The organism is Niallia sp. Kr1 (assembly GCF_050389805.1).
Classification (GTDB): Bacteria; Bacillota; Bacilli; order Bacillales; family Cytobacillaceae; genus Bacillus_BD.
The window spans coordinates 3,430,117-3,442,675 of the sequence record NZ_CP130945.1 but is presented as its reverse complement, the minus strand read 5'-3'; the positions used below and the strand labels follow the sequence as shown (position 1 = coordinate 3,442,675).

The 12,559-nt window shown below is 35.3% G+C and carries 14 protein-coding genes and 2 pseudogenes; 13 read left to right on the top strand and 3 right to left on the bottom strand.

Going from position 1 to position 12,559, the window contains the following annotated elements; all coding sequences use genetic code 11:
* Positions 1 to 9: 9 nt before the first annotated feature.
* The 8 genes from Q5760_RS16795 to coaD all read left to right on the top strand — a co-directional run bounded on the left by Q5760_RS16795 (position 10) and on the right by coaD (position 4,837).
* Complete coding sequence (locus tag Q5760_RS16795; protein WP_428908763.1) at positions 10 to 1,053, top strand: CAP-associated domain-containing protein; 1,044 nt, start codon at positions 10 to 12, stop codon at positions 1,051 to 1,053.
* 70 nt (positions 1,054 to 1,123) lie between these two features.
* Complete coding sequence (locus Q5760_RS16790; RefSeq protein WP_428908762.1) at positions 1,124 to 1,519, top strand: YlbD family protein; 396 nt, start codon at positions 1,124 to 1,126, stop codon at positions 1,517 to 1,519.
* A 20-nt stretch (positions 1,520 to 1,539) separates the two neighbouring features.
* Entirely contained in the window at positions 1,540 to 1,779 is a 240-nt protein-coding gene (locus tag Q5760_RS16785; RefSeq protein WP_428908761.1) for a YlbE-like family protein, read from the top strand.
* Positions 1,780 to 1,947: 168 nt separating this feature from the next.
* A complete protein-coding gene (locus Q5760_RS16780; protein ID WP_428908760.1) occupies positions 1,948 to 2,346 on the top strand; it encodes a hypothetical protein in 399 nt (132 codons plus the stop codon).
* An 81-nt stretch (positions 2,347 to 2,427) separates the two neighbouring features.
* Complete coding sequence (locus Q5760_RS16775; protein WP_428908759.1) at positions 2,428 to 2,874, top strand: YlbF family regulator; 447 nt, start codon at positions 2,428 to 2,430, stop codon at positions 2,872 to 2,874.
* Between the two features lie 120 nt (positions 2,875 to 2,994).
* Positions 2,995 to 3,270: a YlbG family protein gene (locus Q5760_RS16770; protein ID WP_428908758.1), complete on the top strand. Its 276-nt coding sequence runs from the start codon at positions 2,995 to 2,997 to the stop codon at positions 3,268 to 3,270.
* A 520-nt stretch (positions 3,271 to 3,790) separates the two neighbouring features.
* Positions 3,791 to 4,345, top strand: a complete 555-nt coding sequence (gene rsmD / locus Q5760_RS16765; protein ID WP_428912617.1) for a 16S rRNA (guanine(966)-N(2))-methyltransferase RsmD — start codon at positions 3,791 to 3,793, stop codon at positions 4,343 to 4,345.
* 6 nt (positions 4,346 to 4,351) lie between these two features.
* Positions 4,352 to 4,837 (top strand): pantetheine-phosphate adenylyltransferase, encoded by a 486-nt coding sequence (gene coaD / locus Q5760_RS16760; protein ID WP_428908757.1) that lies wholly within the window; start codon positions 4,352 to 4,354, stop codon positions 4,835 to 4,837.
* Positions 4,838 to 4,939: 102 nt separating this feature from the next.
* On the opposite strand, the gene ylbJ is transcribed toward coaD, so the two are convergent.
* A complete protein-coding gene (gene ylbJ / locus Q5760_RS16755) occupies positions 4,940 to 6,172 on the bottom strand; it encodes a sporulation integral membrane protein YlbJ (protein ID WP_428908756.1) in 1,233 nt (410 codons plus the stop codon).
* Positions 6,173 to 6,564: 392 nt separating this feature from the next.
* Here ylbJ and Q5760_RS16750 point away from each other — a divergent pair, with 392 nt between their 5' ends.
* Entirely contained in the window at positions 6,565 to 7,362 is a 798-nt protein-coding gene (locus tag Q5760_RS16750; protein WP_428908755.1) for a patatin-like phospholipase family protein, read from the top strand.
* The gene (locus Q5760_RS16745; RefSeq protein ID WP_428908754.1) at positions 7,352 to 8,380 is read left to right on the top strand and encodes a SepM family pheromone-processing serine protease; all 1,029 of its coding nucleotides are present in this window, start codon (positions 7,352 to 7,354) and stop codon (positions 8,378 to 8,380) included. Before Q5760_RS16750 ends, Q5760_RS16745 begins: the two co-directional genes overlap by 11 nt.
* Before the next feature lie 145 nt (positions 8,381 to 8,525).
* On the opposite strand, the pseudogene Q5760_RS16740 reads toward Q5760_RS16745, so the two are convergent.
* A pseudogene (locus Q5760_RS16740) lies at positions 8,526 to 9,276 on the bottom strand (SDR family NAD(P)-dependent oxidoreductase).
* A 264-nt stretch (positions 9,277 to 9,540) separates the two neighbouring features.
* The gene (locus Q5760_RS16735) at positions 9,541 to 10,755 is read right to left on the bottom strand and encodes a nucleotidyltransferase (protein ID WP_428908753.1); all 1,215 of its coding nucleotides are present in this window, start codon (positions 10,753 to 10,755) and stop codon (positions 9,541 to 9,543) included.
* Positions 10,756 to 11,105: 350 nt separating this feature from the next.
* Here Q5760_RS16735 and Q5760_RS16730 point away from each other — a divergent pair, with 350 nt between their 5' ends.
* The 3 genes and pseudogenes from Q5760_RS16730 to Q5760_RS16720 form a co-directional block, all read left to right on the top strand.
* On the top strand, positions 11,106 to 11,630 hold the full coding sequence (locus tag Q5760_RS16730; RefSeq protein WP_428908752.1) for a YceD family protein: 525 nt from the start codon (positions 11,106 to 11,108) through the stop codon (positions 11,628 to 11,630).
* Between the two features lie 69 nt (positions 11,631 to 11,699).
* Entirely contained in the window at positions 11,700 to 11,873 is a 174-nt protein-coding gene (rpmF, locus tag Q5760_RS16725; protein ID WP_338469924.1) for a 50S ribosomal protein L32, read from the top strand.
* A 174-nt stretch (positions 11,874 to 12,047) separates the two neighbouring features.
* Positions 12,048 to 12,227 (top strand): annotated as a pseudogene (locus Q5760_RS16720) (RsfA family transcriptional regulator); the annotation flags it as partial.
* Between the last annotated feature and the right edge of the window lie 332 nt (positions 12,228 to 12,559).

The following is a 12,559-nucleotide window of genomic DNA, read 5'->3' as shown; positions in this document are numbered from 1 at the left end:
ACCATCATTTTGATATTATTTGTAATTGGATTATTGGTTAGTATCTTTGAAAAGGGAAATGAAAAAGTACAAAAAAATCAAATTGATTCAAGAAACCAACTATTTAATATGGCTAATGACCAAGAGAAGGATATCAAATTGGAAGGACTTTTTCAATTAATCGGTAAGACTACAAATGATGTAAAGGATGAATTGGGTGATCCTGACCGGATAGACCCCTCATTATATGAATATAATTGGTGGATTTATAATGATCATCATAAAAAATATGTTCAAGTTGGAATTGAAAAAGATCGGGTTGTAACTCTTTATGTTATGGGAGAAAAGCTAAATATTAAGCCCTTTTATATTGGACAACCCATTTTAGATATTCGTAATTCTTATTTTATCCCGTCTATCCTAGAAATAGAGCATCAAGGTCAAGAGTTTCAATTTGAACTTTCAGAAGAGGATATCAACATTCGCCCGATCATTCAAATTGGTCATATATATGTACAATTATATATGGATAAATATACCGGTACCCTTTCAAGTATTCGAATGATGGATGTTCCTACTTTATTGGACCTTAAACCATTTGATTATCGTGAAGAATATATGGAACCTTCTGTGGAAAGGGTTGAAATAAATGATTCAATAGAAAAAGCACTACAAACTCAAATTTTCGATTTAAGCAATATCTTAAGGGAACGTTATCACGTCAAAACGTTAAAATGGAATGATGAACTTGTAAGCGAAGCCTATGTACGTTTTTCTGAATTGTACGATGATGATTCACAAATATCAACAGATAAAGATCTGGCACTTGAACAAGAGAAGGGTAAGGATCAGACGAATGAACGTCAGCATTTATTATATTTTTCTGAAGGGGAGAATGTAGCGGTCCATGCTCTTGACGCTCCAGCAATTGTAGAAGGTTGGTTTAACAGTAAGGTGCATAGAGAAAATATGTTAAATCAAGAGTTTAAAGAAACTGGTATTGTCCTTTATAAGGATTATCTTATCCAAAAATTCTCTCCTGTAAATGAAGAGAAATCACATAGCTCTTTTTGAATCATTCACAAATTTGGTTCTTCAACATATTGTATGGTAGGCAGTACTTGAGGGCTTACGAGGTGATTTCATGTCAAATCAAAAGATTCATCCATCAGTTGAAGAATTTAAAAAGTTTGTAACCAAACATCCGAAAATTTTAGATGAGGTTAGAAATGGAGATGCGACGTTACAAGAATTGTATGAGGATTGGTACTTGTTAGGAGAAGATGACCCGAGATGGGAAAATTTATTATCAGAACAAAGGGCTGACCAAACAGAAAATGCAAAAACTGATTGGACCAGTAGTATTTTAGAATCTATGAAAAAAATGGATCCAGCTCAAATTCAACATTATATAGGGCATATCAGTCAAGCTCTTCAAACAGTTCAAGGAGTACTAGCCCAATTTCAATCAGGTAATCAGAAACCTTCTGCTACGCCTCAGGAGAAACCTAACAATCCCTTTTTCTTTAGAAAAGATTGATAAAATAGGGAGAGTTTTACGTGAGAAAAGATGTGTATCAGTACTTACAAAAGAATAAAGAATTAATAACCTTTTTACATGAGCAACCGATTTGGTATCGGAAATTAGGAAGAGATCCCAGTCAAATTCAAAATTTAGAAATAGCAGCTCTTCATTATTATCAAAAAACAATTCCACATCAGATTCAAAAATTTTCAAATGGAGTGCAAATGGCCACTATGATGGCCAGTATGTTTAAAATCATGAATGAACAATCGTAGAAAGCCTTCTCTAAATCAGAGAAGGTTTTTTCATATCAAAGGCTAAATTTAAGGATTATGTTGTTTATTACTCTTGTTGATAAAAAAGGATCTGTCTGCAAAGAATAAAAGCAAGTCTACATATAGACAATAAAACACTTTCGTTTAAAGTGTAAGGAGCGGTAGTTAATGATAAAACGATGGATTCCAATTTATTTGTTCATGATTTTAATACTTGTATCGTGTCAAAATGATAAACCAAAACCAGAAACTAATCTTCCCTTTTCTTTCCATGACGTAAAAAATGTTCATGCCGCTAGCTTGGATCAGAAGGATCCGTTTTTTGTTAAGCACCACGTTGCGGGTAGGGATGTTTTTATTGAGTGCATTGTTCATGGGGTTTCTTTTCGAGAGAAAGAAGCAAAAATACTCGTTTATATGGATGGTAGAAAGGCGAAAGAGGTTAAAAAAGCTGCTTTTATATTAAAAGGGTTAGAACCGGGAAAACATCATATCAAGCTCGTGCTAAAAAAAGAAACCTCTGCCAATGCTCCAGCAATTGTTGAATTTGATGTTTTAATTAAATAAAGGAAGAGACGACTAGTAGCCCATCTCGTATATTTTTCATTTTATGATTTTCATGATAAAATATAGTACGGAGGTGGGCAGATGCTTGCTACAATTGAAAGAGTGCTTATCTTAGATAGAGCGGAAGAAATTTCAAAGATGGTTTTGCAATCAGAAATTGCGGAAGAATATTTCCGTTGCATATATAAGGTGAAGAATAATCTGGAAACACAACGAAAGATTCGTGAGTTTATAAAAGTAAAGGAACAGTATGAAGAAGTACAGAGGTTTGGAAAATATCATCCAGATTATAGAGTGGTTATGATAAAAGTTCGTGAACTGAAAAGAGAAATGGACTTAGATGAACATGTAGCAAAATTTAGAATAGCGGAGAATGAATTGCAAAGTTTACTTGATGAAATTAGTGTCATCATTGGTCATTCTGTTTCTGAACAAATTAAAGTTCCGACTGGCAATCCATTTTTTGATAGTTCATCAAATTGTGGTGGTGGATGTGGTTCAGGTGGCAGTTGCGGATGCTCCGCATAACTTTTAGGGATTTCTTCTAAGGAGAAATCCCTATTCTTTTATGATTAATGTCTTTCATATATTGAACACATTTTCAATTTTATGGTAAACTAGAAATAGAATTTTAAGAGGGGAAATGTCATGCTAAGTCAACGACAAGGTTTAATTGTTTGGCTAAATTCCATTAAACAAGCAAAAATGTTAAGAAGATTTGGAAATGTCCATTTTGTTTCAAAAAGGCTTAAATATGCTGTACTATATTGTAACCAGGATGATATTGAGGATTTAATTGTTAAGTTAAAAGCCTTTTCATTTGTAAAAAAGGTCGAGCCTTCCTATAAGCCTTTCCTTAAAATTGAGTATGAAAATTCTAAGCCTGATAAGGCAAAAGAATATGATTATAAGATGGGGATTTAAGGACGATTTACAAGAATCTAATCGAGCACAGTATAATATTGAACTCATATTATACTGTGCTCTTTTTGTAAGGATCGCTTAAAAATAAAAAAAACCCTGCTAAAAGCAGGGTCCTTCCATATCCTTTTTGAGGATTGAAGGTAAAGGGAGAGGAGAAACCGGAGGAAGAACTTATGGGGAAACGTAAGTCTTCTCCGCGGTTGGCAACAACATCCTCGAATGATGTTGTTATTTTTATTATGACCATTTCACGACTTTACTATACACAGAAATAAACTTTTTCTAAAAAGTACATCACTTGCTATCGTTGGCGTTTTATAGTGAATATGGTAGGATAAAGTGAAACTTCCATCAGGGGGGTCTTTCCCACTGATGGTTAGTTGAGTCGATCGGATCTTTACTGGTAGTTGCTCCTTACCATTCTGCTATTATACTTTTTATAAGTATCTAGTGGTAGGGAGTTACTGCCAGTTAAGACGAGATAATATTATTAAATAATGATTAGGCAGTGGTGATACAAGTGAGAGTGGTTTCTGGTAACTATAAAGGTAAAGGGTTAAAAGCAGTCCCAGGGAATTCAACACGTCCAACAACAGATAAGGTAAAGGAAGCTATGTTTAACATGATAGGTCCTTATTTTGAAGGAGGAATCGGTCTAGACTTATTTGCTGGAAGTGGTGGACTTGGAATTGAAGCATTGAGTAGAGGGTTGGATAAAGTTATTTTTGTGGATAGAGATGCAAAAGCTATTCAAACTATTCGCGAAAATGTACATAATTGTGAATTGGAAGACAAAGTGGAAATTTATCGAAATGATGCTGTAAGAGCCATAAAAGCGATAATTAAAAGAAATTTGGAATTTAGCTTCATATTTTTGGATCCTCCCTATAAACAACAAAAGCTAGTTAACTTGTTAGAGATGATCCATGAACATCAATTATTACAACCATCAGGTACTGTCGTTTGTGAACATTCCTCGGATATCGAGTTACCGCAAGAAATCAGAGGTTTTATAAAGATAAAAAGTGAAAAATATGGAGTCATTGCAATATCTATATATACTGAAAGGGAGTAGGGAGTTATGGATAGAATAGCAATTTGCCCGGGGAGTTTTGACCCAATAACAAATGGGCATATGGATATTATTTCAAGGGGATCCAAGATTTTTGATACACTTTATGTGGTGGTTTTACAAAATTCAGCGAAAAGTTCATTTTTTTCTGTTGAGGAAAGGGTACAACTTATAAAAGAGGCAACACAAAAGTTTCCAAATGTTAAAGTTGATGCCTATAGTGGCCTTTTAGTCGATTATGCTAGAAAAGTTGGGGCAACAGTAAACTTAAGAGGTTTGAGGGCTGTATCGGATTTTGAGTATGAAATGCAAATTACATCTATGAATAGATTATTAAATCAAGAGTTAGAAACTTTCTTTATTATGACAAGAAATCAATATTCTTTTTTAAGTTCAAGTATTGTAAAGGAAGTTGCTAAATATGGTGCTGACATTTCAGAACTTGTACCACCTGTTGTTGAAAAGGCATTATGGGAAAAGTTTAAGCAAAAATAATATTTATAGATGGAACAGACGGTGCCAGGTAGTCCAAAAAATGATAAGATGTTACGTTCAATGAGTCTTATCATTTTTTGGAAAACTTGACACCGTTTTTTGTTATAACCGATCAGTATTTTTTGTATCGATCATTCTTTTTGCATATAGAAGTACATAGATAGCTAACATCGAAATAGTAATATAACCACCGAATTCAACTAGTTGGTGTGTAATACTTTTAAAAAATGGTCCCTCCACAAAAGAATAGACAGGTATCGAGTTTGAGGTTTGATCGTTTTCAATGATTCGTTCATACAAAGGAACCCAAAATAAAAAAGTGTAAAAGGCTGCAAAAAAACCTTGCATGATTCTAGCGATGAAAAATGGTTTAAATCCAATGTCTGTTTGTGCCAATATACTTGCTACTTGAGCATGTATACTTAAACCGCCAAAGCCGAGAAGAAGACTGACAATAATAGCTTGTTGCATAAGGGTAGATTCTTGTACACCGCTAACAAGTTGGCTGCCAATTGTCATTTCAAATAACCCGGAAAAAATCGGAATACTTAAGTCCAGCGGGAAGCCGATAAGGTTTAATAGGAGGTCAATTCCCTTTGCCAGAAAAGAAGAAATATGTAGATGGTATAATAGTTTATTAATGACTGAAAATAAAATAATAAATCCTCCAATCATTAATAGGGTCTGAATGGAAGACATGACCGCATCTCCTAATAGCTTACCGATTGGTCGTTCGTCTTTTATTCTTGCTTGATGGAGGGCAGAAAAAGCTTTTCTAAGGGATTGGCGTTCTTTTTTTCTTTCTTTTTTATACTTCTCTTTCCCACCATAAAATCTCATAATCACACCAACTGTCATATTGCCGAGATAATGGGAAACCGCAAGAATTATACCGAGTTTTGGGTTGTTAAAAAATCCTACTGAAATCGCCCCAAAGATAAAAAGGGGGTTAGAAGAGTTTGTGAATGCTACAAGTCGTTCAGCTTCCTTTTTACTAACTTGTCCTTCTTGTCTGAGTCTCGATGTTATTTTGGCTCCAGCAGGATTACCAGAAGCCATCCCCATTGCCCAAGCGAAACCTCCAACACCTGGAACTCGAAAAAAAGGTTTCATCAAGGGTTCTAATAATAGACCAATGAATTTCACAACACCAAAGCCAATTAACAGTTCAGACACAATAAAAAAAGGTAAAAGGGATGGAAAAACAATTTCAAGCCATGTATCTAATCCACGGATAGAGGCAGACACTGATTCTTGAGGAAAGGCAATAATCCCCAATGCTAAAAATGAAGCTGAGAAAGCTAATATGATGGTTTTAATTTTTGAACGAAACACATGTGATCCTCCCTCAAGCTGAAAAAATTGTTTAACTTTATCATGTAATGGTAAAATATTGAAGGTAATCTTCAGACTTGTCCTTTAAAATGTTGTAAAAGGGAAATGAGAAACCTCACTTATATCAATATACTCATAGATTGTCAAAATAGACCATAAGATTAAATAAGGTATTTGTAACAATGACTCTTGCTTAGCTTAAGGTTTACTGGAGATTTTTTTATCCTGTCTTAACTGAACGTAAGACTTCTATCTCAAGAATTACTGAATGTAGGTAGGTAAAGGATGAACTGCCAGTAAAGATCCGAAATGAACACAGACTAAAAATGTTTATGAATACGTCTGTGTGACCAGCATGCTTTATCAATTGAAAAACTTTGGGAGGAGATTTTTTGGAACAGCCCAAAATTGGTTTGGCACTTGGTTCGGGCGGGGCACGTGGCTTTGCTCATTTAGGGGTTATCAAGGTGTTAGTTGAGAACGATATTCCGATACATTATATTGCCGGAAGCAGCATGGGTTCATTGGTTGCTTGTTTTTATGCTAGTGGATTAGATTTTAAGCAGTTATATAAAATATCAACCTCTTTTAAACGTAAATATTTTTTAGATTTTACGGTTCCTAAAATGGGCTTTATTGCTGGCAAGAGGATAAAAGATTTAATCCGATTATTTACAAAAGGAAAACGGTTAGAGGAATTAAAACCACCTGTATCTGTTGTTGCAACCGATTTGAAAACAGGGGAAAAGGTTGTGTTTACAGAGGGTCCTATTGCAGAGGCTGTACGATCGAGTATATCCATTCCAGGGGTTTTTGTTCCAGAAAAAAAGGATGGTCGTTTACTTGTAGACGGAGGAGTCGTTGATCGAGTCCCTGTTTCAGTAGTAAAAGAAATGGGAGCTGACATTGTCATTGCAGTTGATGTATCAAGGGTAAAAACAGATGCTGAGATCACAAATATATATGATGTCATTATGCAAAGTTTAGATATTATGCAAATGGAGTTAGTCGAAAATAGACAAATTGCATCAGATATTATGATTCGACCCTCGGTTGAAACATATAGTGCGAGGGCGTTTACCAATATAGAAGAGATTATATTAATGGGAGAAGAAGAAGCTCAAAAACATATAAAACAAATCCAACTAATCATTGAGGAGTGGAAGGAGCTTCATCATAATGAAAAATAAAAAAAGAATAAGAGTACTGATATTGGCTGCTATATTAATAGTGGCTCCCTCCTTTTATTTTTTACCTTATTATATTTCAAAACCTGGAATTGCTAAGGAACTCGCACCTATTATTGAAGTTGAAGATGGATATGATGAGTCGGGAAGTTTTATGTTGACAACGGTAAGAATGGGAAGAGCCAATATTTATTCATACATACTCGCAAGATTCAACCAGTATCACGAAATTTTTCCAATCGAACAAATAAGAGCAGAGGACGAAACGGAAGAAGAGTATTCGGTAAGACAACTTTATTTAATGGACTCGTCAAAATATAACGCCATTGAGGTGGCCTATAAAAAAGCCGGGTATCCTATCAAATATCAGCATAATGGTGTGTATGTATTAAATGTTGTAAAAGGGATGCCCGCAGAGGATAGGTTGAAACCAGGGGATCGGATCTTTAAAGTAGATGGAAACGAATTTCAATCATCTGCCGAGTTTATGGATTATATTAGTCAAAAAACGGCCGGTGAGCAACTGACCCTAACCGTTGAACGAAATCATAAACTCCATGAAACGAGTTTAAAATTGGATGTTTTTAATGATGAAGAAAATAAAGGGAAAATAGGAATTGGAATTGGCTTAGTTGATGATAAAGAATTGATCGTGGAACCCGATGTAACGGTTAATTCTAAGGAAATTGGAGGTCCGTCTGCAGGGTTTATGTTTTCACTCGAAATTTATAACCAATTGGTAGAAGAAGATTTAACAAGAGGCTATCATATCGCTGGAACAGGTACGATTTCGTCAAATGGGGAAGTAGGAGAAATAGGTGGAATCCAACTAAAAGTGATTGCTGCAGATAAAGCGGGTGCAGAAATTTTTCTTGCGCCAAATCAAAATGGTACAAAGGATTCTAACTATCAAGATGCTTTAAAAACAGCTAAAGACATAAATACAGATATGAAAATTGTCCCGATCGACACGTTTGAAGAGGCTGTTAAGTATTTAGAAAGTCTTGAACCAAAAAAATAAAGAGGATGTCCGAAAAAGCAATAATCACCCTTTGAACACCCTCCTGAAAAGCACTGTTATGGAAATTCGGTATAATCAATGAGTTCGTAACGGAGCTTTTCAGGCGTTATCATCGATAAGAAACTTATTGGACAATCTTTTTTTCTTATTCCTCATAAATCATTTTTCGTGTCATACCACCGTCAACAACTAAATTAATACCTGTAACAAAATCATTTTCTTTTGCTGTTAAATAGAGACATGCTCGTGCTATGTCCTTTGGTTTACCTACACGTTTGGAAAAATGTTGTTGGTGATCACGTGTACTTAATTGTGAATAGTCCCCCGTTTCAATCCAACCGGGAGAAATAGAATTGACGGTAATTTTGTCTGGACTTAACGAAGCCGCGAGAGCATGGGTAAGGGACACAATTCCTCCTTTTGTAGCTGCATATGTTTCTGAATTTGGCTCAGACATAATCGCTCTTGTTGAAGCAATATTGACAATAGAGCCGCCATTTTCATTAGTGCGCATATATTTCGCAGCTTCACGTCCTGCTAAAAAACACTTCTTAAATTTGTGTGAATGACTTCATCCCATTCTTCAACTGAAACTTCATAAGGAGATGTAAATAAAGGTTCGCCTGCATTATTAATTAAAATATCAATCCTTCCATATTTTTCGAAGGCTTTTTCCATTAATGTGATGATGTCTTGTTCTTTTCTAACATCCACCTTAACAAAAAAGGTCTCTCCTCCCTTTAATTGAATTTCCTCCACGGTTTTCTTACCAAGATGTTCCTCTATCTCCGCTCAACTACATTCGCTCTATTTTTCGCAAAAAGAGCCGCCACTCCTATTCCAATTCCTCTTCCTGCTCCCGTGACAATCACGGTTTGAGTTGAAAAATCCTCCATTTTATCCTTCCTTTCATTCGTACAACGCACTCATATTTCGTTTTGCTAGATTTACCATCATTCTAATATAGATTTAACATGATTTTATCCTGTATTAATAATGATAAGGGGGTAATAATATTATTCAAAATTATAGCCACAGCATACTAAAATTGGCTGGCATCGCCAGCCGATTTAGAGCAAAATCAAAAGAATACTAAAGGAAATAGATAAAAACAAGTCGGTTTTCACCAATTTCTTTTTATAGCAAGTCGGAAAACTCCTTTATGTCATGTAAAGGGGCTTTTGTGAATACTCTTGGTTAACGGCAAGCTGTCTTGTATCTTGTGGTAATCCCATTGCATAAATATGTGCTGCTCTTGAATCGATTTCTAATTGAGGAAGATGATAATTGGCTCGTTTTGTTACAAGCGGAACCGGGAAATTTTTCTTGCGTTGATTTAAATAGGTTCTTCCATTTTCAGTCATACCAAGTAATCGGAGATAGGCGACACGCTCTTCATTCATTTCCATTTCTTTTTTTGTCGTATTTGTTAGTATATGTGTTAATGTTCTTTGCAGTCGAGTCCAAGTATAGCGTTTCGTTTTAAGTGCTTCCATAAATTGAGCAAAAGATTCATATTTTTTGATGAGTGATAGGATCCGATTTTCCATACCCTCTTCAATTTCGTAGATTTTTTGTAATTCGAAAGGATTGCTTTGTAGTAAACGAAACTGTAATAAATCCCAATAGTTCTCCCACTGATGAAAAGATCCAAATCGATGTTGATAATCTTTTAACAGAGAATAAGTATGCTGGGGTACATAGGACTGGATTGAAGTTGCGTTCTCAGGTGATGTAAAAAGGGCTTTTCGAATACTTGTGGCACTTGCAATTTTAGAGGAAGTAAATTCCTGATCGTGATACTGGGCGTTTTTCCTCTCAATGGTAACCATCTTTAAATTCTGTTTCTGCTCGATAGCAGATCGAACATATTGGTAGCCGAGAATATTGTTTGGCTGTGAAAGATTAATGAGATTTTTAGTCGGGTCTAATTCTTGATAAGCAAGAGCCATAGCCTTTGGATAGCTATAACCTGCTTTAACGTATTTTTGAATGGCTTCATTATATAACTCTTGGTTAGTTATGAGAAAATCATAGGTACGGTAAAAATCCTCAATTCGCCCAGATTCACTGCCAAAACAAATGGTATCACAGCCTGCGAAGCCTAATAATGAAACTGCTCCATTTGCAAATGTATCTGCTTTTTGAACAGCAAAGGAGTATGGTAATTCAAAGACAAGATCAACACCTCCCCGTAAAGCCATTTCGGTTCTTGTCCATTTGGAGACAAGGGCCGGCTCGCCTCTTTGTAAAAAGTTTCCACTCATCGCAGCAATAACAATATCTGCCCCAGTTATTTCTTTTGCTTTCTGGATATGATAGGCATGTCCGTAGTGAAACGGGTTATATTCAACAACCACACCAACAACTTTCATGAACGTGACTCCTTTGTGAATTAGATGGCTGTGTTAAAAGTGATGTTAATATTAAACTCCTGTTGATTTCGTTTCAGGCATAAAGCCTCTTACAGAAAAAGCGCAATGCCTGAAACGAAATCAACAAGTTTAACAGAGCCGAATAGATAAATAATTATTTTTATCTATTAAAAAATATTTTAGCCAAAATCTTGTTAGTTCACAACTGGATCGGTTAGAATAAGTGTTATGATTAAAATAAAAGGACCTAAAAATTGCTTTTCAAAGATGTCAAATTGGTGTAAAGAAAAAATATTGACAATTATTTCTTTGAAAGCTATAATTACTTTTGTTGCCTTGAGGTGATACGGATGAAATGGACCATTAATCAGTTGCAAAAAAATCGAAACAAGGAACTACAAATTGACGAATATGTGAATGCTGAAGAAATTATGAAAGTAGATCAAAGTATTCGCGCGGTTTCACCGATACATGTGACCGGCCATGCGGATATTGATTCTTCAAAGATTTCTTTTCACTTAAATATTAAGGGGCAGCTCACACTTCCTTGTTCACGTACATTAGTTGATGTTCATTATCCGATTAATGTCGACACAATTGAAACATTCCTTTTGAATGGAACCATCTATGAATCAGGTGAAGAAATACATCAAGTAAAAGGTGATGTAATTGATTTATCTCCCATCATTAACGAAATTTTACTCCTGGAGGTTCCGATGCAAGTGATTGCGGAGGATAGCACTGAAAAAGGTGCTCCTCAATCAGGTAATGATTGGGAAGTGATTCATGAGATGGATAAGAAGAACAAAGTAGATCCGCGACTTGCGGGGCTTGCTAAGTTTTTTGATCAAAATGATCAATCTTCAGATACGTAAGGGGAGATTGATAAGACATGAAAATTGAGTTTTTCAATTGTCTTACAACTCTTTAAGGAGGTGGGAAGAATGGCTGTACCTTTTAGAAGAACTTCAAAAACGGCAAAAAGAAAGCGTCGTACGCATTTTAAATTACAGGTGCCTGGTATGACTGAGTGCCCAAACTGTGGTGAAATGAAGCTTGCACATCGTGTATGTAAAGCTTGTGGAACATACAAAGGTAAAGAAGTAATTAACAACTAATGCAAAAAGAAACAGCACAAGAACTCCAAGTTCTTGTGCTGTTTCTTTTTTTGGGCTCTTTTTTCTCGAATTTGGTTGTTTTTGGAAAAATTGATTTTAATTCGGTGAGGAATACATTCTATCTTTTCTAGTAGAAGCATATGTATGAATAAAAAACACTAGGAGGGACTTTGAATGTCAACTACACGTCAAGATGCTTGGACTCAGGATGAGGATTTGCTTCTAGCAGAAGTTGTACTTAGATATATACGAGAAGGCGGTACGCAGCTTCAAGCATTTGAGGAGGTAGGGAAGAAACTATCAAGAACTGCAGCCGCATGTGGATTTAGATGGAATTCGGCGATCCGTAAACAGTACAAAACGGGAATAGAACTAGCAAAGAAACAAAGAAAAGAAGGTAGGAAAAACACTGAATTTGAAATTAAAAACGCGTTGAACGAGCCAGTAACTTCTGATTCTACTATCGAGGTGGAAACCATAATGTCCTCGTCCCCAAACGAACTAGCTTTTGAAGATATCGTAAATTATTTGAACAAACTTCATGAACAAGCACTTGACGCAAATGGTTATAAAGAAAACTTAGAAATATATCAAGAAAAAGTTTCGCAACTTGAACAAAAAATCAGAGAGATTTCAGAAGAAAATATAAGATTACAAAAAGAGTTTTATACGATGGAAAATGATTA